We start from the raw sequence: 25,743 nt of genomic DNA, 5'->3' as shown, positions 1-25,743 counted from the left end.
TTTCAATAAGCTTTACGACAGCGCCGCACATAACGTGTGGCGCTGTTTTGTTTGTGTTGAAGAGTCCAGATCTACGCGTCGTCGATATGTTCGGTGCGCATGCGTGCCGAGATAAACGCGATAACCGTTCCACCGAAAACCGATGGCGATGCCCGTGACTAATGTCGCGATGAGGGCAACCACCATGATTCGTACGATGATCTGCGCGTCGAATAGCGCCAGCAGGGTGCCAATGAGCATCACACTTATGAAGACCAGCCGGCGCCCAGTTGCATTCGGAGTCGATCACCATAGTAATGGAATCGACCGTAGAGGGAGGTTATCGAGCCAAAGGACGCATAAATGGAAAGGTCCATCCGGTCCAGCCAGAACAGGATGAGCAGCGGCACGGCAATCGAGAAGGCTGCTCGTAATGCGACCCGGTGAGCACCAGCATGTGGACCAAAAGAGAGCGCTGCTTTGCGAATTTTGCCTATCGGCGAAGTCTCTGGTCCAAATTCATTCGTATTACTGCTGGTAATACTCATCTTCTCCTAAAATCGTGAAGTACCCCTGGCCTTGGAACGCATCTTCATCTTCGGTTCGGATGGGCCCACCTGCTCTGGAATCCAAGAGAGAAAATACTGCACCGATGATGCCGGAGATTGTCATCAAAATGGCTGCGGGGTTCGCAATCGCTGAGCCCGCACCTTCCCAACCTGGCCCAAATAAGACTGCAACCAGGGCAGTGGCGTGGTCAGGACTGCCGGCTGAAAAGATCGTGCTATCGGGTAGGAACAGTCCCACAATAAACGCCCAAAAGAATGCGAACCAGAGCCAAGCGACTGACCGTTTCGTTGGAATCATGTCACGTAATGCAGGAACACCTAGCGTCACACCTCCAATTGCCATGAGCACCAAGGGCAAGCTGACGGTGACAACCCAGGCAATGGGTACCGTTGTACCGATCATGAGTCGAGGAACGAGAATCCAGGCGGCAAGAAGAAAGGTTCCGATCCATCCGCCGGAAATTGCGAATTTATGCCACCCAGTTGGCACAGCTGGCTGTGATTTTCCCATAGTAACTAGCCTAGCCGGAACAAACAGTTCTCGTGCTCTCAACGTGAGTCCGACGACATCCTTTGGCTGTGTTTTGGCCAGGTTTCCCTGACGACGACATTCTGCCAGTTGTGTGAAGCGCCTCCACCGACGAGTTGGTCTTACGAGTAAGGTAGAACCATGACCGCTCAAAACACTGTTGATGGTAAACAACTCCATGGTGAGTTCAAGGTTCCAGGTGGCAAGTTAGTCATCGCCGATCTCGATGTAACCGGTGGAAAGATCACTCGAGCAAATATTAATGGTGATTTTTTCCTAGAGCCCGACGAGGCACTTAATGATATTAACCAAGCGCTGATCGGCTTGAGCTTCGATTCGAGTCACAGCACCATCGCCAAGGCCATCGACCACGCAGTTGATGATTCAGTTGTAATGTTCGGTTTTGACGCCCACGCGGTGGCAACGGCTGTGCGCCGCGCAACTGGTTTCGCAACCCGCTGGGAAGATCACGAATGGGAAATTCTCCTGCCCATGGAAATCCCTATCTATACTCAAGTAGCGCTCGATCAAATCTTGACCGAAGACGTCGGGGCAGGTCGCACAAATCCTGCCATGCGTCTCTGGCGTTGGCCGCTGTCCGATCCGTCCGTGGTCATCGGATCGTTTCAGAGTTATCGCAACGAAGTCGATGCAGAGGCCGTTGAGAAGTACGGCATTAAAGTTGCTCGTCGAATCTCCGGTGGCGGAGCGATGTTTATGGAAGCCGACAACGCCGTCACATATTCGCTCTATACTCCGACCTCACTTGTTGATGGGATGAGTTTCTCAGACTCTTACCCATTTCTCGATGCGTGGGTTATGGAAGCACTCCAGCGTATGAATGTGCAAGCTTTTTACGAACCGCTCAATGATATTTCGACTCCTGAAGGTAAGATCGGGGGAGCAGCCCAGAAACGCTTGGCGTCTGGCACGATGCTGCACCATGTGACGATGTCGTACGACATTGACGCACAGAAAATGACCGAGGTTTTACGTATTGGTCGTGAGAAAGTTTCCGACAAAGGTATTACTTCAGCTCAATCCAGGGTTGATCCACTACGGCGTCACACTGGTTTAAGCCGGGAAGATATCTGGGACATCATGATCGATACCTTCCAAAAGCGCTATGATGCCGCAACGCGTGAAGTCACTGCCGATGAACTAGCTCGTGCAGAGGCGTTAGCAGAGCAGAAGTTCAAAACCCGCGAATGGATTCACCGCGTTCCATAACGGCGAGGTGGGATCTGGCAATATTGCAGTATCCCACCCCATCACGTTCTCAGAATTACTTGGATTGAGCTATTAGGCGTAGTGCAATGTCAGCACGACGTTCGATAACGATTCGGCGCAACGATGCCGGAGCGTCCTGATGTTGCGCCAACCAGGCGTCAATATGTACCAACGCCGGGTGATTGTGTTGTGCCGCCGGGCCGCCTTTGACCGGTTGATGACGCAACGGAAATAATCCGTTGATCGTTCTGGACGCTAGATTATTGGATCGGGACTGCCAAATGTCAAGGAGCCGTTCAAGAAGTGGGGTCAGTTGGCCGGCTACAAATCCCGGTGCCGAGGAATTCAGTCCCTGCGCTGTGGCGGTAAGTTGCGCATTCGACAGCATGGCTCCATCAGGTTCTTGCCCTGTCACGACTTGATGCCAGAGCTTTTCGCGCTGCACTTGATCGGGCATTGCCGCCACAGCCGTTCGGTGATAGAGCTCGTTGGTGGCTGTCGGTGACGCGGCGAGCTCGTCGTCCAAACGGATCTTATTAATACGACCGACCGAGGCCAAGCTACCTAGCAGGAGCCATCGCATCTCATCATCAATGCGAAGCCCCGGAGACATTTCAGAGGTCTCATCGCTTGCCAACAAGAAGGTCAGTTCTGGTGCGAGTGACTCCGTGCCGATGCCTAACTGGGTCAATGCCCGTGCTGCTGATCGTTGTCGGTCTGAGCCTGGTTCAAGTTCTATCAACGCATCAAGTAATGCTGTACTAAGCTGTTTGGTTAGCTGCCTACGCCGTGAGGCTGGCGCAAATTCTTTGAGCGCTGTCACTGCTTGGGCAAGCACACGGGCATGCATGGAAACGTCATCGATAGTCTGACTCAGCCGTGCAACAGCACCAATGAAATCTGCAGCAGGCAAGCTTGCGTGTCGCACCATAGTCCACAGACTGGACCAGACGGTGGCGACCGCCGTCGAATCCGGGTTGATGATCGGATATTTCGTCACGGCTTCAAGCGACGCCTGATCCAGCTCAACTTGGGCATACGTGTAATCATGGTGGTTGACTAATACAACGCGCGGTGCTGAATTATCTACGAAGAACCGGTCAGCGACGACGGAAGCAGACCCAGCAGGAAGTTCCACCTCGGCTTGATCGGTGACCACGAGCTGATCGGCGTCGTTGAGGGTTAAGGCCGCGATGTAAAAGGTGTGTGGCCGCAGAACGGCGTTACCCGTTTGTGGGTCAATCGCATCTTGATGAATCGTGACGACGCCGTCATCTGCCACGGTTGCTGACAATGTTGCCGGGCCCGAGGTCTGTAACCAGTCGGGTGCCCACTGTTGCAAGTTTCGATGAGATGCTTGTTCAAGAATGGTCAAAAAATCGTTAAGCTGTGCGGTTGAGAACGCAAAACGTTCAAAATATGTTCGACAAGCTTTCAGAAATGCGGCTTCTCCCACATAATGAAAGAGCTGTTTAATGACGGCTGCACCCTTGGCATAGGTAATGCCGTCGAAGTTTTGGCGAGCTGCCTCAAGATCGATGATGTCGGCTACGATTGGGTGTGTGGTGGGGTAGGAGTCTTGCACATAGGCCCAGGCTTTACGCTGATGAGCAAATGACTGCCACGCCCCGGGAATATCGGTGGCCTCAGCGACTGCTTTAGTACCAAAGAAATCGGCAAAGGATTCTTTGAGCCACAGATCGTCCCACCATTTCATGGTGGCAAGGTTGCCAAACCACATGTGTGACATTTCATGCATCAACGTTGTCGCTCTGGCCATGTGTTGAGACACGGTTGCCTGGGACGTGAAGATGTAGGACTCATTGAATGTCACCAAGCCCGGGTTTTCCATCGCCCCGAGGTTGTATTCAGGAACGAAGGCTTGATCGTACTTACCCCAGGGGTAAGGATATTGAAACTGTTCGTGGAACCAGGTCAGGCCTAATTGCGTCAGTCTAAAGAGCTCGTCAGCGTCCACATGCTCAGCTAAGGACTGGCGAGCAAAAATACGCAGCGGAACAGGTTCAACGCCGTCGAAATTATCCCAGTGGCTTTCGAATCGCGCGTAGGGTCCAGCCAGAAAGGTGGTGAGATAAGTGGACATGGGTTGTGTCGGCGCAAACTGCACTCGGTCGATACCGGTGCTAACGGACTCTCGTCCGATTTCGTGACCATTGGACGCTAGCGTCCACGTGTCAGGACCGATCAGTGTGACGTGAAATACGGCTTTGAGGTCGGGTTGTTCCATATTTGGATAGACTCGGCGTGCGTCTGCCGGCTCAAATTGAGAATAGATATATACCTGACCATCCACCGGGTCCACGAAACGGTGGAGTCCCTCACCAGAATGTGAATAGCGACTGTGAGAGCGGATAACGACTTCATTTTCCTCAGCAACATTTGGAATTGCTATGCGCGCTGTTCCGGCAACCTGAGCAACCTGGTGAGATATCCCATTGATCACCACTGATTCCACGGAGTCGCCCAGGTAGTTCAGGAACGTATCCTCCCCGGGTCTGGCGGACGTAAACCGGAGCGTGGTTGTTACCGGATAGGTCGGTTCATCCAGGGCCATAGCGTTCGAGAGGTCAAGTTCAATCTCATAGTCGCTGATCGTGATGTGCTCTGCACGGGCCGAGGCCTCATCGCGCGTAAGTCGTTCATCATCCAGCAGTGGGGTAGTAGACATAATCCTTATTCAATCATCGGTGAGGTCGCGGTGGGAATCTACAACACCCTGGCGGGTGAGTAGATGGCACGAAAAGTGTTGGCACAAGATTTCAGCGTGCTGTTGATACTCCAGAGTATCAACAGCACGCTGAGCAGTTGCTATGGTTTTTGATGCTTAGCTGTGTCGAGCACGGTACACTTTTTCGGGGATGGGTGCTTCACCGGAGGCACGTAAGCGTCGGTAATATTCGGCGGCTTCTTCTTGGCGTTCCTGTTCTGAACCTGAGGTAATATCCATCCGCAAATGATGTTGGTTATATCCAAAAGAGTCAACGAGGTCTTGAGCGTGCGGACGTAAACGGGCAGCTAACCGGTTGGTGTATTGACGAAGCGTTTTGGCTCGCTGTTGTGATATCTGCCCGTATTCGATGAACCACCCAAGATCCTGTTCAATCGTTGACAAGGCGAATAAATCACGCATCCAGGTCATGATCTTTTTGGTTTCTCGGTCTTCGATCGTCTCCAGGACCGCAGTGAATGATTCCCATTGCAGCAGCTGTGCATAGGATTTGGCCGCTTTGATCAGATCGTACTGGTTTTCATTGAACACCCGGGCTTGTTCACTTTGGGAGGCTTTGGCCACCGGACGCAACACTTCGGCGACCTCTGCGATTTGAGTGCGGACTCGGTCGGTGAAAAGACTACGTTGTACCTCGGTGTCTTTGAGCCAAGCAGCGGAACGACGCTCAGAGCCCACATCAGATACTTGCTGGACCACACGGCGTAGTCCGGAGCGCCCATACAGGCTGGATTCAGCGCGCTCGGCGACGTATTTCGTAAGGACTTTAAACGACGGGGTGGAAAATTCTTTAGAATAATCTCCTAGCAGTCGGCGTCCGACAAGTTGCAATAACACGTTGTTATCGCCTTCAAACGTGGTGTAAATATCGAGATCATCTCGCAGCGCGTTGAATCGGTTTTTGGAGGCAATATATCCTGCCCCGCCGGTAGCTTCACGGGCTTCCTGATAAACATCCAGTGCATTCCAGGTCGTGACAGCTTTGATCCCGGCTGCCAGTGTTTCAAGTTCCTGACGGTTCTCATCGGTATCGTCTTCACCAGAGAACACTTCATGGAATTTCACCAGTAATTCATTGGTGGTAAAGATATCGGCGTAGGTGCGTGCTAAACGATCGATCAGTCGACGCTGGTGTAAGCCGTAATCCAGTAGGACTTGTTCTTCGATATCGGAGGCCGCATTAAACTGTCGACGCTGGTTGCCGTAAGTTATGGCCCCTGTCAGAGCTAATGCCGAGGCGTTAGCAGCAGTGGTTGCAAGGGAGACACGTCCTTGGACAAGCGCCCCCAGCATGGTGAAGAACCGGCGGCCCGATGAAGGAATCGACGTCGTATACTCCCCATGTTCATCAACATTGCCTAGCTTATTGAGAAGATTCGTGCGGGGGATTTTTACGTGTGTGAAATGTAGTCGACCATTATCGATCCCATTGAGTCCGCCTTTGTATCCGTCATCTTCACCTCCAACCCCGGGTAGAAAGTTGCCGTCATCGTCACGCAATGGTACGAAAAATGCGTGCACACCATAATTCACATTTTTGGTAATCAGTTGTGCAAACACCACAGCAGCTTTGCCATGCAACGCGGCGTTGCCTAAAAATTCTTTCCAGGCTGCTTTAAACGGGGTATGAATTTCAAATGCATCGTCTTCAGGAATGTATGTCGCTGTGGTGTCAATGTTGCCAACATCCGAGCCATGTCCGATTTCTGTCATAGCATAGACCCCTGGTAGCTCAAGGCTCAGTACTCCGGGCAACCATTTTTTATGCTGCTCCGCGTTGCCTAAAGTTAAGATAGCCGACCCAAACAGCCCCCACTGCACGCCACCTTTGATCTGCATGGAGGGGTGGGCGTGGAACATTTCGGCGAAGCCGGCGACATTTCCTCCGGGATTTTCTTGTCCGCCGAACTCCTTGGGATATGCCTTGCCAATGATCTTGCGTGCAGCCAGTTCTTTCAGCTGGTTCAGTGTTAGTTCACGGTGTTCTTCCTTGGTCAAGTTTATTTGATGATGAAAAACGGGTTCTTCCATCATTTTTCGCATCTGACGACGATCATCGGCCCACTGGCCCAACAGGAGTTCCTGGAGTTCGTCTTGATCGATTCGTATATCTTTTTGTTTTAACGGCACTAGTCCTCCTGAGAGTGGTTTTTGGTGATGCTGTGAGAATCCAGTCCTGCGACCAACCAGGTAGCGATACTGCGGGCCAGTTCCGCTGCGCTGAGGCGATGAGGATCCTCCGGGTCAGCTATCCATTCCTCGCCGGCCGCACGCACGAACCCGACTGCAGCAACAGCCCAGTAGTAGGCCAGGTTTTTGCTGTCGACATCTGGTGTCACGCTCTTATAATGTGGGAAGACGTTTTCAACTGCTCGTTGCAGGAACCTCGCCATGTTTTGGCGGAAGATATTCATTCCGGTTGGTATTGCCGTGGAAAAGTTATATACGTTGGGCGATGAGTCGGCCAACTGCAGGTAAACCAGCACCATAGTGTAGAGACCATCGCGAGCGCTTGGCGCAGATTTCCCGGCCTTTTTCAGTTCGGCCTCCATAAAATCAATTGAGGCCTGAGCTACGGCCTGCTGGAGTCCTTGTTTATCGTTGAAATACCGGTAGAACACCGACTTTGAGGTGCCAGCATGGGTGGCGATTTCTTCCATTGACACATCAGGTCCAATAATGTGAACAGCAGCACGTGCGGACCTGATCAGATCATTTCGACGTTGACGACGGTGCGCTTCCCAGCGTGTATTGCGCCCGTCCGGTATTGGTGTTGCAGACATCTTCACGATACCGAGAGTATCAGGTAAGGTGGGTGTCCGTAAACACACCAACCTGTAATCACAATCATTGGGAAAGAGAATTTGCATGACTTCTACATCCACAGCCGCAATCGCCGGCGGTCCGCTGCGTCCAGCAGTCGTTCTCGGCGGTAACCGCATCCCATTCGCTCGCGCTCATGGAGCCTATGCTGGTGCCTCCAATCAGGACATGCTGACCTCTGTACTTGAAGGGCTCGTGGCACGTTTCGGTCTTCAAGGAGAAGCACTCGGCGAAGTTGTTGCCGGTGCAGTGATGAAGCATTCGGCGGACTTCAACCTCACTCGTGAATCCGTTTTAGGGACTTCTTTAGATGGGCATACCCCGGCCCATGACGTCCAAACCGCGTGCGCAACTGGTATTGAAACCGTTGGCGGTGTCGCCAATAAGATACGTCTTGGCCAAATCGAGTCTGGCATTGGGGGAGGGGTGGATACGATTTCTGATGCGCCGCTGGCTTTCAACGCGGAGGCCCGCGAGTTGTTCATGCAGCTTAACCGTGCACGCACGGCGCAAGACAAAATTAAAATCGCGCTGAAACTTCGTCCGAAGCACTTCGCTCCGCTAGCACCGCAGGCAGGCGAAGTACGAACTGGACTGTCGATGGGGGAGCATCAGGCGCTTACGACCCACGCATGGGGCATAACCCGCGAAGAACAAGACGAACTGGCTATGCATTCCCATAACAATATGGCAGCCGCATACGATGACGGTTTCTTCAACGATCTCATGACGCCTTTCCGAGGTCTTGATCGTGATAATAATATGCGCCCCGGATCAACTATGGAGTCTCTTGCCAAACTTCGCATTGCCTTTGGAAAGCAATTTGGTGAAGAAGCCACCATGACGGCCGGAAACTCTACTCCCATGACCGATGGTGCAGCTGCTGCCCTGCTGTCCTCGGAAGACTGGGCCGAAGAGCACAACCTGCCAATCTTGGCAGAATTCTTAGATTACGAAGTCGCCGCAGTGGATTTTGTCCATGGCAAAGAGGGACTTCTCATGGCCCCGACTTATGCGATTCCACGGATTCTGGATCGGCATGGGCTAAGCCTCGATGATATCGATTTCTTTGAAATTCACGAAGCATTTGCCGGAACGGTCTTGTCGACTATTAAGGCACTAGCTGATGAAGACTACAACAAGAATGTCCTGGGACGAGACAGGGCGCTAGGACAGATTGATCAATCCAAGCTGAATCTCAAAGGCTCCTCCCTAGCTGCCGGCCACCCATTTGCTGCCACCGGCCCTCGAATCGTTGCCTCTCTGGCCAAGATGCTGCACGAAAAAGGGGAAGGTTCACTGGGACTGATTTCGGTGTGTGCGGCCGGAGGCCAAGGTGCTGTTGCGCTAATGCGCGGACGCTAAACCACGAATCTGGTACTTGCTGAAAGGACATTCAAATCTCATGTCACCAACTGATAACTACACCCGGTTCGTCAATCGGCCCTTTGGTAAACAGGTAGCAAAGACTATCGGACTGCCACGACCTGTCCCGTTACGTCGTCATACTCCCGGCGACCGATTAGTATCCGGTCCGATTCTCGTCATCGGAGACACCGAAGCCGGAGACGCCATTGCCGAGCAACTCTGGGCTGAAAACTATGACGTGCGCAGAGATCCCGGCTTGAAACAAAAATTCTCCGCCATCATTGTGGGGTTTGACGACACGGCGCATCCACGTGATCTCTCCGAGCGAGTCTTACAGGTCAGCATGGCGCTTCGTGGGTTGGAACCCAACGGTAGGGTTATTACCGTTTTCCGAGATCCCCAAGACCCTTCCGTCGCCACCGAGGCCAACATCGTAGCCGCACGACATGGTGTTGAAGGCTTCACACGTTCCTTGGCTAAAGAAATGCGCTTCGGAGCCACCGCTAACGGCATTATCTTAGGCCAAGAGGTCACCTTGGCCGCCCCAGCCGTCCAGGCAGCTCTACGGTTTTTGTTATCTGGCCGTTCTGCGTATGTGGCCGGACAGTTCATAACCATCTCATCTGCGGCAGGCTCACTACCAGCAGACTGGGATTGCCCGCTGGCTGACAAAGTTATCATCGTCACCGGAGCAGCCCGTGGGATCGGCGAGGCCATCAGTGAAACGCTGGCCCGCGATGGCGCCACGGTCATAGGCGTGGACATGCCTGCGGCAGGTGAAGCGCTCACCACGGTGATGAACCGAATCGGGGGCATAGCACTCCAGCTAGATATCACAAACGAAAATGCTGGCGCTGAACTTATACGCCTTGCCAGCCAGCGCTTCGGCAGACTCGATGGCATCGTCCATAACGCCGGAATCACTCGCGACAAACTTTTGGCAAATATGGATGCCGCGCGTTGGGATTCGCTCATCGCGGTAAACATCACCGCTCCGCTACGTATCAATGAACAGCTCTTAGTCGAGCTCGGCCAAGGCGTGGTTGCTGAGAATTTCCGGATTACGTCCTTGGCCTCAACATCAGGGATCGCCGGAAACCGTGGACAGACAAATTACGCAGCCGCTAAGGCTGGCATTATCGGCATGACCCAGGCATTTGCAGGTCAGCTAGCACAAACTGGTGGCTCCATTAACGCCGTAGCTCCAGGGTTTATCGAAACCGCGATGACCGATGCGATGCCGACTGCGACTCGAGAAGTTGCTCGACGGATGAACTCACTACAACAAGGTGGCCGGCCTGTCGATGTGGCCGAAGCGATCGCATTATTCCATGCTGATGCTGCAGCTGGAATCAATGGCACAACCCTGAGAGTCTGTGGACAATCAATGGTAGGGAAATAATGGTTGAGCTTAATATCATGGATACCACTCCGCAGCCCGAAAACCTGCGGGTCGTTCGACTCAGTGAAATTCCATCACTGACATCTTCGTATGGCAAAGTGGCGACTGGTTTACTGCGTGCCAAGCAGTCGGTAGCATCGAGTCTGCCCGGCACCCGGTGGGAAACCACCGATGTTATCTCGCGGCGGCTCGTTGATGAATATAATGCGCTGCTGGGTTCTTCCGGTGTCGTCGGCCAAAACTCGGCTCCCTCAGTAACCGTACACATCACGGCTTTTGGCTTATCGACCGCGATGATGGCAGAACGGCGCTTCCCGTTGCCGTTACTTGGCATGGTGCACCTGCAACACAAGGTCTGGCATATGTCTGATGTGCCAATCGACCAACCGGTACGTATCTCAACTTGGGCACAAAGTATGCGACCACATTATGCTGGCACAACCGTTGAGATTTGGGTCCAAGTGCTTGATGCGACCACCGATAAATTACTCTGGCAGTCCATGGCTCTCTATTTGTCGAAGTCGGTGGTCATACCTGGAGCCGAAAAACCCGAACGACCAGTGCGTGAGCCATTCCAGGCGCCTGTGATGACCGCCCAGTGGGAGCTGCCCCGAGATATTGGCCGACGTTATGGTGCGATTTCAGGCGATTGGAATCCAATCCACTTATCGAAGTTGACCGCTAAAGCTCTGGGTATGCCCAGTGCGATCGCCCATGGCATGTACGCCGCAGGCAAGATGCTGGCCGGCCGTGAGACGTTAGCCCCGTATACCTGGGCCATCGAGTTTGCTTCTCCTATGCGTCTGCCGTCAAAAGTCGCAGTCAACTATCGCCAAGAAGGTGATCGGCTACTCACCACCGCTTGGAATGCTAAACACGAAAAGCTACACTTCCTAGCCGAGATCCGCCAGTTCTAAGCTCCACGCTGTCCTGAACCAGTCGCCACACAAACGTGGAGGCCGGTGGAGATAGTTAAGAGCATCACAGTGCCTGCAAATAGATATCTGCCATACGATCGGCCATTGCAGACCACGAAAAACTCGCCGCGCGTTCAACCCCCGCAGCACCAAACTGCTGCCATTTGGCTGGTTCTTCGACCACTGAGGCCAGCGCATCAGCCCAGTCGCGTGGTTCAAGAGAATCAATGAGCTGACCGGTGACGCCGTCCGCCACCGCGGTGGTAAGCCCGCCAGCACGGTGTGCGATCACCGGAGTTCCACAGGCTTGAGCCTCCAACGCAACCAAACCGAATGTCTCCGCCACCGACGGCATGGCGACGACGTCGGCTGCACGCATCATACTGGCTAATGTTTCGGGAGTTACCGGGTCAGAAAACGAACACTGTCTGGCGACCCCAAGCAGGTGCGAACGAGAGCGAATATCATAAGTTGCGCTTCCAGAGGTTGCACCGGTGAAATGTATCACCGGTAGCGACTGAAAGCCACGTTTCTTTAAATCGGCCAGCGCATCGATCAGTACGTGTGGACCTTTAAACTGCTGCAATCGACCGGCAAAAAGGACGTGTGGTGCCTCAGAGGTGTGCTGACCTGGCCAATGTCTAGGCCCATAAGGTTCGAAGATGTCGTGGTCGACGCCGGGATGCACGACGGCGATCTTTTCAGCTTCCACACCGGTATGTTTGATGAGTTCTTGCTTTTCTACAGCCGTATTGGCAATTAGGGCGCTGACTTTGGCGCTGATGTAGGCTTCTCGTTCCAAACGGTATGACGGCTCTGTCCCGGGAGCCGACGCATTTTTGGCTGCACCTAGGGTATGCATTGTGTGGACCACGGGACATCCGAGGTTTTCAGCCACCTGTAGGGCTACAAGTCCCGAGAGCCAGTAATGAGAATGTGCAACTAACCGATGTAGGGCGTGTTCGTGAATCACCGGCATCATCGTCTCAGCAAATTGCGTGGTCAGTTCAACCAGTGCCTCTTTAGGTAACAACAGTCGCCCTGCGACGATCGGTATCACTTTGGACTGGGTGTTCTCATCCAAAAGTATCGTTGTGTCTGTGACCGAGGTTTTTCGAGTAAAACACAACACTTGGTGACCAGCACGGATCAAAGCGTTAGTGAGGTTACGCACATACACATTCAACCCGCCAGCATCACCTCGCCCTGGTTGTGCCAAGGGGGAGGTGTGCATGGAGATCATGACGACGGTTAGGGATTCGTCCACGATGCGCTCAGCTACTCCCACAAGAGACGATAGTAGTGGTTAAACGAAAGGATCGGGACCAGCAAAAGCCTAAATCCCGATCCTCGTGTAAAACCGTGCGCGGAGGGGGACTTGAACCCCCACGAGCGATAAAGCTCACAGCGACCTCAACGCTGCGCGTCTACCAATTCCGCCACCCGCGCTGGTGGTGAATTCTCCGGCGAAGGAGAAGGCAACAGCGATAAGCATAACACACTTTTTTGCCGGGCGTGTACCATGGTCGTGCCTTATCGGGTTCGCTAAAGTGACAGTATGGTTCAACTTTTTGACGCTAGTGCTATTTCGCCTGGTATTTTCCGCGATCGAGTCAGTAAAATCACTCGCGATCTCATTCAAATCGACACCACAAATTACGGTGGGAATAATTCACGAGGCGAACCGGAGGCGGCGGCATATTGCGCAGCCTTGATGGAAGCCATGGGGATGAACCCAGAGATTATCGAGTCTGAACCAGGCCGTGCGTCCGTGGTTGGCCGGATGCGTGGCTGGGATGCTGAGGCTCCGGCTCTGGTCTTGCACGGACATATTGATGTGGTGCCTGCTGATGCTAACGAATGGTCTGTTGATCCGTTTTCCGCCGAGGTGATCGACGACGTCATCTATGGCCGTGGCGCAGCAGACATGAAAGGGATGGACGCCATCATGCTCACGGCTCTTGAGCATCTTCATGCCACTGGCCAGCGGCCCCAGCGCGACATTATTCTGGCGTTTTTCGCAGATGAAGAAGCCGGTGGAGTCTACGGCTCGGATTGGCTAGTAACCCACCGTCCTGAACTTTTTGACGGCGCAACCGAAGCGATCTCAGAAGTGGGTGGTTTCAGTGCCACGGTGGCTGGCAAGCGCGCCTATTTTCTCCAAACCGCCGAAAAAGGTATTGCGTGGCTAAATCTCACAGCCACCGGTGCCCCCGGTCACGGTTCTGCCCGGCACGCGGATAATGCGGTGACGAAGATGGCAAACGCGATCGCGGCTATCGGTCATCACACATGGCCGCTGCATTACACCGCCACCACCAGGCAGCTCATGGAAGATGTCTCGCGACTGATGGGCGTGACCTTTGACGAGTCCAACCCCGACCCGCAGCTGCAGGCCATTGGTTCGGCGATTGCGTTTGTCGGATCGACGTTGAGTAACTCATCCAACCCCACCGGCCTAAGTTCCGGCTATAAACACAATGTTATCCCCGGAAAAGCAGAAGCAACCGTTGATGCTCGACCACTACCCGGCCAAGATGACCAGCTGATCGCTACGATTCGTGACCTCGCCGGTGAAGCGGTGCAGGTTGAATATGAACATGCACGTCAGGCCATCGAGGCACCATATTCCGGGCCGCTTGTTGATGCCATGATTGCCGCTATTGCTCAGGAAGATCCGGATGCTGTGGTCCTACCGTTCATGATGTCCGGCGGGACTGACAATAATGCACTATCGCGACTAGGGATTGCCGGATACGGGTTTATCCCATTGCAATTACCAGAGGACCTGGCATTCCCGGAACTCTTCCACGGTATTGATGAACGCATGCCAATCGACTCATTAGATTTCGGAGTTCGCGCACTACTTCGGATCTTGCAACCACAAAGCTACAGCGCATAAGAGGACACCATGGCCTTGCCATATTCAAAATACCAAGACCAAATCGATAAGGTACTTACCGAAGGGCTACTCAACGGTATCCGACAACGAGCAGCCGGTTTCGATGAACGCAATGAGTTTCCTACCGAAGACTTAAACGTTCTCAAAGACGCCGGTTACCTTGCGGCCCTGACACCCACCGAAGACGGGGGACTAGGGTGGAACTTCGCTACTGTAGTCGATGCACAAAAGAAGCTCGCCGCCTATGCTCCTGCCACCGCGTTGGCCGTCAATATGCACCTCATCTGGTCCGGTGTCGCTGCAATATTCCGTGCCCACGGCAATCACGACTTGGACTTCATCCTGAAAGATGCAGCTGCCGGTGAGATCTATGCCTTCGGTATTTCTGAAGCTGACAATGACGCTGTGCTATTCGACTCTGCGACTATCGCCGAAGACCAACCCGACGGATCGGTCAAATTCACCGGAACCAAAATTTTCACGAGCCTATCGCCGGCATGGACCCGGCTGGGTGTATTTGGCAAGAGCCCAGACGGCAAAGAACTGATCTATGCGATCTTAGATCGAGACGCAGGCAATACCGAGTCCGATGGCTCTCGGTGGGATATGTTAGGAATGCGTGCCACACATTCTTTTGTGACTCAGCTCAACGGCGCCGTCGTACCGGCTGATCGGGTCATTCGCAGAATACCCACCGGACCGAATCAAGATCTGCTCACCTTCGCAATTTTTGCTGGGTTTCTCACCTTCATCGCGGCCGTCTATGCAGGTATCGGAGATCGGGCCGTTGAAATCGCAGCTGAGAAACTCCACACGCGTCGTTCCAAAGTGCAAGGTACCGCGTTATCGCAGGACCCTATCTTGCGCTATAAGCACGGCGAAGCAATTTTGCGCCAAATCACCCAAGATCAACAGCTCACCGGCCTGGCTGAAGCCGTCACCGAGCTCACCGACTATGGCGCAGAATGGTTCACCCGACTTGTCGCTAACAAAATTGCCGCGGTTCGGGTGGCCAAAGCCCAAGTCGATTATGCTTTTGAAGCCTCCGGCGGCGCGGGCTTCCACCGTACCGAAGAAATCGCTCGGCTTTATCGTGATGTCATGGCCGGGTTCTACCAACCATCAGATGATGAATCGGCGCACACGACCTTTGCAACCTTTGGTCTTGGCCCCCTTGAAGACTAAATCGTAATCAGGGTGGACTCGACTTTGATGGCTTTGCGACGCAACCAGAAACGTCGAGTCCCACCCCGATACAACAGGGTGCGTTGCAGCTCCCAGTGGCCATACTCGGCGTGTTCAACCAGCCGTTGTCGTGCTTGAGCCAACGATTCACCGGGCGCAACCGTAATCACCAAATGTTCCCAAGAATGTCTGCGCGTTAGAGAATCAACACTGCTGATAATCGGTGTGTCACGCACTCGTGGTCCTCCTAGGTGGTCTCTATGACCGGATGTCCAAAGAATTACAACTACTGTAGTCAGCTTGCCGAAAAATCGGAATGTAACACTGTGGTTGTTTCGCACCCGGCCGAGCACACAAATGCGCAAAGTGTAGTCAGGTGGATCAAACCAGGCTAGCCTAGAGTCCATGAGCACCGATCCACGCGTTTCGCTTGAGGCCTTAATTTCAGCACTCCAAGAACATCTCGCCGCAGCCACGAATAAACGTGGTGATGATGACCCTGCACTAGAGCACGCGTACTATGCGCTGGCCGATGTCTTTGAAACTTACGAAGATGCCCTCTACGAGGCAACCGGTGAAGTCACACCGCTAGATATCTTCGAAGATGACGACGATGACGACGACGATGAAGATGACTTCGGGTCTTTCGATGACGACGATGATGATTTCGATGAAATCGAAATCGATGGCGTGGACGAAACCGACGACTAGAGGTCGCCAAACGGCGTAGCGTCGAAAATTTCGGTGTCGAGTGTCGTAGGGTTGACCAGGTGAACTGGATTGAAGCAATCATCCTTGGCCTGGTCCAAGGCCTAACGGAATTCCTGCCGATTTCTTCATCGGCGCACCTACGTGTCGTCGGAGAATTTCTGCCCGGTGCGGCAGACCCCGGGGCGGCATTTACCGCCATTACCCAAATTGGTACCGAACTTGCGGTGCTGTTGTACTTCTGGCGAGATATCACGCATATTATCTCCCAGTGGTTCAAGGCTCTCGTTGGCAAAGTTCCGCACTCGGATCCTGCAGTTCGGATGGGTTGGCTGATCATCGTGGGTTCCGTCCCCATCGGTGTTCTTGGGCTGCTATTTGAAGAACGTATCGACACGTCATTTCGGTCGCTGTGGTTGGTTGCCACCATGCTGATCGTATTTGGTGTCTTGCTGGCCATGGCAGACACGTGGGGTAAGCAGGTCAAACCGCTGACAAAGCTCTCCTGGCGCGACGGTATCTTCTATGGTTTCGCTCAAGCGCTAGCGCTCATCCCGGGCGTCTCTCGATCCGGCGGTACCATCACAATGGGGCTGGCGTTGGGATACACTCGTCAAGCCGCGGCACGCTATGCATTCCTGTTAGCAGTTCCAGCAGTTTTTGCTTCCGGGTTTTATAAACTTGGTCGATCCATCGCCAGTCCTGATCCAGGTGCCCCCTACGGCATGGGAGAAACCATAATCGCCACGCTGGTGGCATTCCTGGTGGGCTACGCCGTCATTGCTTGGTTGATGCGATTTATCTCCAATAACTCATTCAAAATCTTTGTCTGGTACCGCATCCTGTTAGGAGCGGCCCTCTATATTCTGCTCGGATTAGGCCTCATTAGCGCCTGACCCCAACTATTATTAGCCTCATCGGTCAGTTATTCGTAAGGAACTTAAGAGCTTTCATGAAATCTTGGATCACACCGTTCCCGGTTGCCCTGCCGGCTCAGCAAGATAATCTGCACCTATTTGATACCGTCACCCAGCAAAAACAACGGGTCACAGTCGCAGATGGCCACGCCACAATGTATGTGTGCGGTATTACCCCCTATGATGCAACGCACTTGGGGCACGCCAACACGTATGTCACCTTTGACCTGTTGTATCGCTATTGGCTGGCTGCCGGATACCGAGTCACCTACACCCAAAATGTCACCGATGTGGATGATCCGCTGTTTGAACGCGCAAACGAGATGGGTATTGATTATCGTGAACTGGCTGAAGACCAAACAAATCTCTTCCGTTCCGATATGCAGCACCTCAACGTGCTGGCCCCAGCACACTATCTCAGCGTTTCAGAAACCGTCGACTGGGTTCGCACTATGGTCCGCGACATGGTCGACGCCGGTGTGGCCTACACCGTGCCGGGAAATGATCAAAACCCCGACGGCGATATTTACTTCTCCATTGAGGCAGCCGAGCAACACACCAAGTGGCGTCTAGGCTCCGTTAGCGCGCACAGCCACGAAGACATGATCGAATTTTTCCCCGAACGCGGTGGCGATCCACAGCGTCCCGGTAAGCGCAATCCCTTGGATCCGCTAATCTGGTCTGCTCGTCGTGAGGGTGAACCATACTGGCATGACGACGTGCTCGGCGATGGCCGTCCCGGATGGCACGTCGAATGTTCGGCCATCGCCTATCACACGCTGCCAGCACCATTTACCGTGCAGGGCGGCGGCTCAGATCTGCGCTTCCCACACCATGAATTCTCAGCAGCCCATACCACCGCCGTCACCAGCAAGCCAATGGCCGACTACTTTGTACACTCCGGCATGGTCGGTCTTGACGGGGTAAAAATGTCCAAGTCACTGGGTAATCTCGAGCTGGTCTCAAATCTCGTCTCCCGGGTGGAATCGCCTATGGCGATCCGTGCGCTGCTGTTATCAAATCACTATCGCAATGACTGGTCCTACAGCCACGAGAAGCTCAGCGAAGCGACGAAGCGCATTCAAACCTGGCGCAGCGCAATGGCTTGTGAGCAGGCCGGTGATGCCCAGATCCTACTCGAGGATATTTTCACAGCCCTGTCCGACGATCTTGATGCCCCGCGGGCGCTGAATGCCGTTGACCAATGGGCGCAGGACAGCATTGCCCGGGGTATGCCACGGGCGAGCGACCTGCCATCGATCAACGTAGCAGTAGTACTTGATGCCCTGCTTGGCATCAAGCTCTATTAACCTCTGCGTATCGGCTAGCGTGTTCCGCCACCGTGAGTGGCGGGACCGCCGCCGTTTTCATCACGACGTTTCAGGTAGCGTTCGAATTCCTTGGCGATTTGCTCACCGGAGGCTTCCGGGAGCTGTTCGGTGTCGCGAGCTTCTTCCAGCTGCTGAATATAAGCGGCCACATCCGGATCCTCTGATGCAAGCTCATCCACCCCGCGTTCCCAGGCGGCAGCCTCATCGGCCAGTGACTTCAAATCCAGGCGTAGCCCTAGCAGTTCTTCCAGTTCTTTCGTCAGAGCCAATTGGGCCTTGGGCGAGGGTGACTGCGCAACATAGTGAGGCACAGCAACCCAGGTGGCAATCGTAGGCCAACCGCGATTTGCTGCCTCATCCGTCAGCACGCCGGTGATCCCGGTGGGCCCCTCATAGGTGGGTTTGATAAACCCGTTGAGGGTATCACGTAATGACGTCGATGCGCTGGATTTACTTGGGGTCAGTGGCCTGGAATGTGGCACATCTGCCAACAGTGCACCGGTGACAACCACGGCGTCAATATCCCACTGTTCCGCGGCGTCTAGAATCTCTTTGACGAAGTACCGCCAGCGCAAACTTGGCTCAGTGCCCAGCACGAAGTACAGCTCTGGTTGGTCAGGATGGGTCATGCCAGCTAGGGCATGAAAGACCCGTGTGCGTGGCCAGTCAATTTGGCCGGTACCGTCTGGATTGCGGGTTACGACCGGCCGAGTGACCTGATAGTCGTAGTATTCATCCTGATTCAGCTCGGTCAACAGGTCTGCATTCGTTTGCCGTGCTAGATCTTCGACCGTATCGGTCGCGGCATCCCCGGCATCAGACCAGCCCTCAAAAGCGGCGAGCATAATGCGTGCAGGACGAGCTGTACGCCCGGCCAAAGCAGGAGTGTGCTGTATCAACCAGCCCAAAAAGCTCTGGTCGGTACCAGAAAATTCAGACATAAAATCCATTCGATGTATTCACGAAAACTGTTCTTACCAGCTTAGCTAACAGAACTACCCGGTGATACCGCTGTCACGGCGTGACAACGATTTGATTTCACGCCTTCGGCGCAAAGCGTTTTCACTGTAGCGACTTGAACTGCGTTGCTGCCAAAGTGTGGCAGAGTTTAACAAACACTGTTGTCAACGACTGCAAGAACGGGATGTCGGGCATGTTTTCTCAAAAAGGCCTTAAGATCGCCTCGTTCACCGGTGTGCCAATTTATGTCAGTTGGACCTGGTGGTTTTTCGCCGCGCTCATCGTGGTGCTATTTCGGCCGACCTTTGCCCAAGCGCTACCGGAAGCCAGTGACGGATGGACCTGGGCGGTTTCGGCATTTTTTGCGCTCATTATGTTTGCCACGGTGTTAGTGCACGAACTTGCCCACGCGCTTGCGGCGCTATCATTTCGATGGCAGGTCAATGAGATCACCCTAAATTTTTGGGGTGGCGCCACCGTCTATGAACATTCCGGACGTGGCAAAGCTCAAACCCCACTCCGGTCGTTATTTGTGGCCATTGTTGGTCCAATCTCAAACCTGTTGATCGCCGGTGGCGCTTGGGCATTGCTGCAGATCCTGGTGGATACCTCGGCCACCACCCAGGTGTTGCTCGGTGTAACGGTGTGGACAAACCTGCTCATTGGTGTGTTCAACCTGTTGCCAGGCCTGCCATTAGATGGTGGGCGAGTAGTGGAATCTGCCGTGTGGGCGGCTACAGGTTCTCGCGCACGAGGCATGCGCGCAGCCGGCTGGTCCGGGCGAATCATCGTCGGGCTGTTGGTTGTCGGTGGCATCGTGGTGCCACTGGCTCAAACCGGCGACGTCTCGATTTTTGGGATACTCATTGTCATCATGATTGCCATGATGTTGTGGCAAGCCGCTTCCGCGACCATCCGAGCAGCACGAATGCAGTTATTGGCGGAGCAGATGCGCATCACTGATCTGATGACCCCGGTGCAAACCATACTGGCCGATACCAGTATCGCCAAGCTGGTGCCCTTGCTCACCGGAACCCGGCCGGGTTTTGAATATCAACAGCTTCCCGTTGCGGTACTCGACGTCGATCAAACCACCGGTGGTGAGGTACTGGTGGGAGTAGTCGATTATGCTGCGCTGGGGACGGTTCCACGGTCGGCATGGCACCTACCGGTGAGCACGGTTGCGCGCGCTGTCAACTCCCAAGCCCAAATCCGAACAACCGATACGGTACCAGACCTGTTCACCACGATCATGGCCCACCCCAACGATCTGATCGCCGTCGTTGATGACACAGCCACACCGCACAGGATCATCGGCATCATTAATCCGGATACGCTGGCCGGACGGCTCAATGCCTAACTCAGCTTTTGAAAGGACTGTTGAATGACCCCTATGGGTGACCACCATATCCCGGTTGGTGCGAGCACACGCCGCGGACCCCTGCGCGCCGGTGAGCGCGTACAACTGACCGACGAGCGCGGCAAACTCAACACAATCACGTTGCTCGCTGGAGAAGAATTTCACACCCAGCACGGGGTGCTGCGCCATGACGACATCATCGGCGGCCCAGAAGGTGTCGTGATTGAAAACACCCACGGATTTGAGTACCAGGTATTGCGCCCGCTGCTATCGGATTACGTGCTGTCGATGCCGCGTGGGGCAACGGTCATCTATCCCAAAGACACCGGCCAAATTATTCATATGGCCGATATCTTTCCGGGCGCCCGCGTGCTGGAAGCTGGCGTGGGATCAGGTGGCTTGTCGATCGCGTTACTCCGGGCGGTCGGCGAGTATGGCAAGGTCTTTTCCTATGAGCGCCGCGCAGATTTCGCCGAGATTGCCGAAGCCAATGTGACCACATTTTTCGGTCAACGGCATCCGGCATTCAGCATCACCCTGGGCGACGTGCAAGACGAAGCGATACAAGAACATGAACCCGGCAGCATTGATCGGGTGGTCCTTGACATGCTGGCGCCTTGGGAAACCATCGACACGGTCGCAACCTTATTGGCGCCCGGGGGAGTGTGGCTCAACTACGTGGCCACCGCCACCCAATTGTCAAGGATTCACGAAGCCATCCGTGACGATGGTCGGTTCACCGCTGCCGAAGCCTCCGAGACCATGGTGCGTGGCTGGCACCTAGACGGCCTGGCGGTTCGACCACAACACCGCATGGTGGGACACACCGGGTTTTTGATTATGGCGCGCCGCCTGGCCCTGGGCCAGGAAGGTTTGGAACTGCGTCGTCGGATCAAGACCTTCAAACAAGAAGACATGGATATTTGGACCCCCGAAGACGACGCCCAATGGCACCCGGAGAAACACGGTCAGCGCGAGCCCACGACGAAACGCGCCAAGAAAGCCGTGCGCCAGTCGAAAGCACAAGCCCAGCGGGCAGTAGAGTCGTTGGAATCAGTGGTTGAGCAGGAAAATTCGCCCACAGACGATGAGCAGCAGGCATAAAGTCACCCTCATAGTGGTAAACCCACGTACACTATAAGGACACGGCACCGTAATTTATTGGAGGTAGTGTTAGCTTGGCCGACAACACGCCGATTGAAACTCCACAGGAACCAGTCTCTGCAAAAGTTCATGGTGACCTGCGGCATAAATATGATTCGACACGACGTCGGCTGGCCACGTTGGTGGAAAATAATCGACAGCTACGCGCCGATCTTGACGCAGCCGCCCGAAATAATCGGCGTATGGTCGATATCTTGAATCTCACCCGTGAAGAAATCGCCACGCTGAAGGATTCCATTGCCGACAACGCTCAACCACCATTTAGTTTTGGCACGGTCCTTGAGGTACACGAGGGCCGAGAGCACAATCCAGAAGTCGAATTGCCAGCAGTTGCTCGACCAAGCGCTGACATTTTGTACTCGGGCCGAAAAATGCGCACCCATATCTCCCCGTTACTCAATGCCGCTTCCGTTACTGCCGGCAGTGAGGTGCTCTTAGATGAAGCACTGTCCATCGTGGCGGTCCTGGGCACCAACCCAACCGGAGAAACAGGTCGTGTCAAAGAACTGTTGGATGACCACCGATTGGTCATCGTGGGACGCAGTGATGATGAATACGTGGTCAAACGCGCAGGCGCACTCAAAGACCAACGAATCCGCATCGGCGACGCCGTGCTGGTCGACTATCGCTCCGGTTACGCCACCCAGGTACTGGAAATTTCAGATGTCCAGGACGTCATGTTAGAAGAAGTTCCGGATGCCACTTTCGACGACATCGGTGGGCTCGGCGAGCAAATCGAACAGATTCGCGATTCAGTTGAGCTGCCATTTCAGTATCCAGAGCTTTATCAGCAACACCAGCTGCAGCCGCCCAAGGGCATCTTGCTCTACGGTCCACCTGGCACCGGTAAAACCCTCATCGCCAAGGCTGTTGCCCAGTCTCTGGCAGAACGCGTCGACGGCATAGACCACTCGTATTTCTTGAATATTAAGGGCCCTGAGCTGCTCAATAAGTATGTGGGGGAGACCGAACGACACATTCGCACGATCTTCTCCCGTGCTCGCGATAAGGCCTCCGATGGGTATCCGGTCGTAATCTTCTTCGATGAGATGGAATCCTTATTCCGCACTCGCGGATCCGGCACATCCTCGGATGTGGAAACCACCATCGTACCGCAGCTGCTTGCCGAGATTGACGGCGTGGAATCCTTACAAAATGTGATCGTCATTGGCGCTTCCAACCGCGAAGACATGATCGATCCGGCCATTTTGCGCCCCGGCCGACTCGATGTAAAAATCCGTGTGGATCGCCCCGATGCCAAGGGCGCCCGAGAAATCTTCCAGATTTACCTGCGCTCGGGCGTGCCGATCCATCCCGAAGAAATCGTGACTCACGGACAGGTTTCCTTGGCTATCGCCCACATGATCGAAGAGTCCGTGGCGGCGCTCTACGCACGTAATGCGGCCAACGAATTCGTTGAAGTGACCTATTTGGATGGTTCCACCGAAATCCTGTACTTTGCTGATTTCGTTTCCGGCGCCACCATTGCCAACATTGTGGACCGTGCCAAACGTCTGGCCATCAAGGACTATCTCAGTGCGGCAAAAACCGACCACCACGCCTCGAAAGGACTGCGCACCGCACACCTCGTGCAGGCACTTCGTGAAGAAAAAGCCCAACAACTCGACTTACCAGATACCTCGGCTCCACAACAGTGGTTGCGACTAGCAGGGCATCGGGGCGCTCAAGCCGTTTCCCTACGAGTGCTGCAGAATGGGCAGGGATAATTCGATGACACCGGTGTCGTTGATTCCTGAAACTCTTGCCGCCAAATTCCCGTCCGACCGTCCCACCGTGGGTTACGGCGTCCACCGGGTCGTCGGGTTAGAAACCGAGTTTGGCATCCATGCCCCAGCCCACCCTGAAGCCTCCCATTCAGTGATGTCGCTGGAGCTGATAAATGCCTACGGACATAAACTGGCCCAGGACGGCGTTCATGTGGCCTCCACCGAGTGGGACTACAATGAAGAATCCCCACTGGCCGATGCGCGCGGCTGGCAGATGCCTCGTTCGATCGCCCATCCGACCCAATTGACTGACCAGGCTCTGGTAACCGCAGATGGCCACGAAGTGCACATGCTGGTTAACCTCATTCTGCCTAATGGGGCGCGGTTTTATGTTGACCATGCTCACCCAGAATATTCTTCACCGGAAACGACCAATCCGCTGGATGCCGTCATTTGGGATCAGGCAGGCGACAGGATCGCCCAACAGGCCGCCGACCATATCGCCAGCCAAGATGGGGCAGCCCAAATCCTGCTGTACAAGAACAACACCGATTCCAAATCCGTTTCCTATGGGGCTCATGAGAACTACCTGGTGGCTCGGGGACTAGATTTTGATGAACTCGCCGAACACCTTGTAGGATTCTTCACCACCCGACAGATCATTACCGGGGCCGGTCGGGTCGGTATCGGGAACCTCAACCAGCATGCCGGATTCCAGATCTCACAGCGCGCCGATTTCTTCGAAGAACAAGTCGGATTAGAAACCACCATCCGACGTCCCATCGTCAACACCCGTGACGAGCCACACGCCCAACCCGATACCTACCGACGGTTGCACGTGATCATCGGAGACGCCAATCTTTCACAATATTCCACCTGGTTGCGCGTAGGGATGACATCTTTGGTGTTATCGATGATCGAGCTGGGTGAATTACCCATGATCGAGCTGGCCGAACCGGTCCAAGCGCTGCAAGACATCTCACACGACCCGACACTTCGAACCCAAGTCCTGGTCAATGGCCGCGGCTGGATGACTGCCATTGAGATTCAACGCGTCTATCAACAAGCCGCCCAAGCTTACCTCGATCGCTATGACATCAACGATGCCCAATCACGCGACGTTGTAAACGCGTGGTCTGAGGTATTAGACCTGCTGGAACACGATCCCGCACAACTGGCCGACCGACTGGACTGGGTTGCCAAATATCAATTACTCAACGGCATGCGTCAACGCCACGGCCTGCAGTGGGACAACGCAAAACTGGCCATGCTGGATCTGCAGTGGGCAGATCTGCGCCAAGACAAAGGGCTCTACTACAAGCTTGTGGCCCGTGGTGCCATGCGCACACTGATCAGCCAAGACCAGATTACCCATGCCATGCGCCTGCCGCCGCCCACCACTCGGGCCTGGCTACGCGGTCGACTCATCGATCGGTTTGGGGCCCACCTGGCCGGAGTATCCTGGGAGTCTGTACTGCTAAAACCATTTCGTTCAGGACCGATACACCGCTACCATTTACTGGAGCCGCTGGCCGGTACCCGACATGATGACAATGCGCTCCTGGCCCCGGATCAACCGCAGCTGACCCTGGACGACACACCAGACAGCCGCGAGGAAATAGCCGCACTATTAGAGCTGTTAAAACCCTATAGAGTAACCGGGCGCCACTAGTCCGGAAATGGAAAGGAGCTGACCATGGCACAAGACCAACGCCGTCAAGCATCCCAGCGACGAGACAATGATCCGCACATCCCGGATCCACTGCCCGAAGGGACCCCAACACCGGGTTCAGCAGCAGCCCAAACCTCCGACCTGGACTCACTACTCGATGAAATCGATGACGTCCTGGAAGTCAACGCCGAAGAATTCGTCCAAGGATTTGTCCAAAAGGGCGGCCAGTAGCCCATTACTTGCCCACCGTG

The 25,743-nt window shown here is 54.4% G+C and carries 23 protein-coding genes and 1 tRNA gene; 14 read left to right on the top strand and 10 right to left on the bottom strand.

Annotation, left to right across the window (positions count from 1 at the left end; translation table 11 throughout):
* Positions 1-12: 12 nt before the first annotated feature.
* Genes K8V32_RS07250 through K8V32_RS07240 form a run of 3 tightly spaced genes read right to left on the bottom strand, consistent with a single transcriptional unit; the run spans position 13 to position 1,059 of the window.
* Complete coding sequence (locus K8V32_RS07250; RefSeq protein WP_303905098.1) at positions 13-240, bottom strand: hypothetical protein; 228 nt, start codon at positions 238-240, stop codon at positions 13-15.
* A 5-nt stretch (positions 241-245) separates the two neighbouring features.
* Positions 246-527, bottom strand: a complete 282-nt coding sequence (locus K8V32_RS07245) for a hypothetical protein (protein WP_303905096.1) — start codon at positions 525-527, stop codon at positions 246-248.
* Complete coding sequence (locus tag K8V32_RS07240) at positions 508-1,059, bottom strand: hypothetical protein (RefSeq protein ID WP_303905093.1); 552 nt, start codon at positions 1,057-1,059, stop codon at positions 508-510. Before K8V32_RS07240 ends, K8V32_RS07245 begins: the two co-directional genes overlap by 20 nt.
* Positions 1,060-1,218: 159 nt before the next feature.
* On the opposite strand from K8V32_RS07240, the gene lplB reads away from it, so the two are divergent.
* On the top strand, positions 1,219-2,307 hold the full coding sequence (gene lplB / locus K8V32_RS07235) for a lipoate-protein ligase small subunit (protein ID WP_303905090.1): 1,089 nt from the start codon (positions 1,219-1,221) through the stop codon (positions 2,305-2,307).
* A 55-nt stretch (positions 2,308-2,362) separates the two neighbouring features.
* Here the strand turns inward: lplB and pepN are convergent, their stop codons facing one another.
* The 3 genes from pepN to K8V32_RS07220 all read right to left on the bottom strand — a co-directional run bounded on the left by pepN (position 2,363) and on the right by K8V32_RS07220 (position 7,839).
* On the bottom strand, positions 2,363-4,996 hold the full coding sequence (gene pepN, locus K8V32_RS07230) for an aminopeptidase N (RefSeq protein WP_303905087.1): 2,634 nt from the start codon (positions 4,994-4,996) through the stop codon (positions 2,363-2,365).
* A 156-nt stretch (positions 4,997-5,152) separates the two neighbouring features.
* On the bottom strand, positions 5,153-7,186 hold the full coding sequence (locus tag K8V32_RS07225) for an acyl-CoA dehydrogenase family protein (RefSeq protein WP_303905084.1): 2,034 nt from the start codon (positions 7,184-7,186) through the stop codon (positions 5,153-5,155).
* On the bottom strand, positions 7,186-7,839 hold the full coding sequence (locus tag K8V32_RS07220; protein ID WP_303905104.1) for a TetR/AcrR family transcriptional regulator: 654 nt from the start codon (positions 7,837-7,839) through the stop codon (positions 7,186-7,188). Before K8V32_RS07220 ends, K8V32_RS07225 begins: the two co-directional genes overlap by 1 nt.
* Positions 7,840-7,924: 85 nt before the next feature.
* On the opposite strand from K8V32_RS07220, the gene K8V32_RS07215 reads away from it, so the two are divergent.
* From K8V32_RS07215 to K8V32_RS07205, 3 genes are read left to right on the top strand one after another with little or no spacing between them, the layout of a single operon-like run.
* Positions 7,925-9,244 carry an acetyl-CoA C-acetyltransferase gene (locus K8V32_RS07215; protein WP_303905081.1) on the top strand — a complete coding sequence of 440 codons (1,320 nt, stop codon included), beginning with the start codon at positions 7,925-7,927 and terminating at the stop codon, positions 9,242-9,244.
* 40 nt (positions 9,245-9,284) lie between these two features.
* On the top strand, positions 9,285-10,649 hold the full coding sequence (locus K8V32_RS07210) for a 3-oxoacyl-ACP reductase (RefSeq protein ID WP_303905079.1): 1,365 nt from the start codon (positions 9,285-9,287) through the stop codon (positions 10,647-10,649).
* 17 nt (positions 10,650-10,666) lie between these two features.
* The gene (locus tag K8V32_RS07205; protein ID WP_303905076.1) at positions 10,667-11,566 is read left to right on the top strand and encodes a MaoC/PaaZ C-terminal domain-containing protein; all 900 of its coding nucleotides are present in this window, start codon (positions 10,667-10,669) and stop codon (positions 11,564-11,566) included.
* Positions 11,567-11,630: 64 nt separating this feature from the next.
* Here K8V32_RS07205 and K8V32_RS07200 read toward each other — a convergent pair whose 3' ends face one another.
* Both K8V32_RS07200 and K8V32_RS07195 read right to left on the bottom strand, forming a co-directional pair.
* Complete coding sequence (locus tag K8V32_RS07200) at positions 11,631-12,854, bottom strand: glycosyltransferase (RefSeq protein ID WP_303905073.1); 1,224 nt, start codon at positions 12,852-12,854, stop codon at positions 11,631-11,633.
* A 75-nt stretch (positions 12,855-12,929) separates the two neighbouring features.
* Positions 12,930-13,015, bottom strand: a tRNA-Leu gene (locus K8V32_RS07195).
* A 109-nt stretch (positions 13,016-13,124) separates the two neighbouring features.
* Between K8V32_RS07195 and K8V32_RS07190 the strand changes: the two genes are divergently transcribed.
* The gene (locus K8V32_RS07190) at positions 13,125-14,468 is read left to right on the top strand and encodes a M20/M25/M40 family metallo-hydrolase (protein WP_303905070.1); all 1,344 of its coding nucleotides are present in this window, start codon (positions 13,125-13,127) and stop codon (positions 14,466-14,468) included.
* 9 nt (positions 14,469-14,477) lie between these two features.
* A complete protein-coding gene (locus K8V32_RS07185; protein ID WP_303905067.1) occupies positions 14,478-15,653 on the top strand; it encodes an acyl-CoA dehydrogenase family protein in 1,176 nt (391 codons plus the stop codon).
* Here K8V32_RS07185 and K8V32_RS07180 read toward each other — a convergent pair.
* On the bottom strand, positions 15,650-15,823 hold the full coding sequence (locus tag K8V32_RS07180) for a DUF5703 family protein (RefSeq protein WP_524536707.1): 174 nt from the start codon (positions 15,821-15,823) through the stop codon (positions 15,650-15,652). The two genes, K8V32_RS07185 and K8V32_RS07180, sit on opposite strands and share 4 nt — an antisense overlap.
* 235 nt (positions 15,824-16,058) lie before the next feature.
* Here K8V32_RS07180 and K8V32_RS07175 point away from each other — a divergent pair, with 235 nt between their 5' ends.
* Genes K8V32_RS07175 through mshC form a run of 3 tightly spaced genes read left to right on the top strand, consistent with a single transcriptional unit; the run spans position 16,059 to position 18,588 of the window.
* The gene (locus K8V32_RS07175; protein WP_303905061.1) at positions 16,059-16,364 is read left to right on the top strand and encodes a hypothetical protein; all 306 of its coding nucleotides are present in this window, start codon (positions 16,059-16,061) and stop codon (positions 16,362-16,364) included.
* A gap of 59 nt (positions 16,365-16,423) precedes the next feature.
* The gene (locus K8V32_RS07170; RefSeq protein ID WP_303905058.1) at positions 16,424-17,257 is read left to right on the top strand and encodes an undecaprenyl-diphosphate phosphatase; all 834 of its coding nucleotides are present in this window, start codon (positions 16,424-16,426) and stop codon (positions 17,255-17,257) included.
* 56 nt (positions 17,258-17,313) lie between these two features.
* Entirely contained in the window at positions 17,314-18,588 is a 1,275-nt protein-coding gene (mshC, locus tag K8V32_RS07165) for a cysteine--1-D-myo-inosityl 2-amino-2-deoxy-alpha-D-glucopyranoside ligase (RefSeq protein WP_303905055.1), read from the top strand.
* Positions 18,589-18,602: 14 nt separating this feature from the next.
* On the opposite strand, the gene K8V32_RS07160 is transcribed toward mshC, so the two are convergent.
* Positions 18,603-19,550, bottom strand: a complete 948-nt coding sequence (locus tag K8V32_RS07160; protein WP_303905052.1) for a PAC2 family protein — start codon at positions 19,548-19,550, stop codon at positions 18,603-18,605.
* Positions 19,551-19,762: 212 nt separating this feature from the next.
* On the opposite strand from K8V32_RS07160, the gene K8V32_RS07155 reads away from it, so the two are divergent.
* The 5 genes from K8V32_RS07155 to K8V32_RS07135 all read left to right on the top strand — a co-directional run bounded on the left by K8V32_RS07155 (position 19,763) and on the right by K8V32_RS07135 (position 25,723).
* Entirely contained in the window at positions 19,763-20,929 is a 1,167-nt protein-coding gene (locus K8V32_RS07155; RefSeq protein ID WP_303905049.1) for a site-2 protease family protein, read from the top strand.
* 24 nt (positions 20,930-20,953) lie between these two features.
* Positions 20,954-22,033: a tRNA (adenine-N1)-methyltransferase gene (locus K8V32_RS07150; protein WP_303905046.1), complete on the top strand. Its 1,080-nt coding sequence runs from the start codon at positions 20,954-20,956 to the stop codon at positions 22,031-22,033.
* A gap of 74 nt (positions 22,034-22,107) precedes the next feature.
* A complete protein-coding gene (gene arc, locus K8V32_RS07145; protein WP_303905043.1) occupies positions 22,108-23,820 on the top strand; it encodes a proteasome ATPase in 1,713 nt (570 codons plus the stop codon).
* 4 nt (positions 23,821-23,824) lie between these two features.
* Positions 23,825-25,492 carry a depupylase/deamidase Dop gene (gene dop / locus K8V32_RS07140; RefSeq protein WP_303905040.1) on the top strand — a complete coding sequence of 556 codons (1,668 nt, stop codon included), beginning with the start codon at positions 23,825-23,827 and terminating at the stop codon, positions 25,490-25,492.
* Between the two features lie 24 nt (positions 25,493-25,516).
* Positions 25,517-25,723 carry a ubiquitin-like protein Pup gene (locus K8V32_RS07135; RefSeq protein WP_303905035.1) on the top strand — a complete coding sequence of 69 codons (207 nt, stop codon included), beginning with the start codon at positions 25,517-25,519 and terminating at the stop codon, positions 25,721-25,723.
* Positions 25,724-25,743: the final 20 nt, after the last annotated feature.

The organism is Enteractinococcus helveticum (assembly GCF_020742345.1).
GTDB lineage: Bacteria > Actinomycetota > Actinomycetes > Actinomycetales > Micrococcaceae > Yaniella > Yaniella helvetica_A.
Note: the sequence above shows the minus strand (reverse complement) of the source record. Positions and strands in the feature narration are given on the sequence as shown.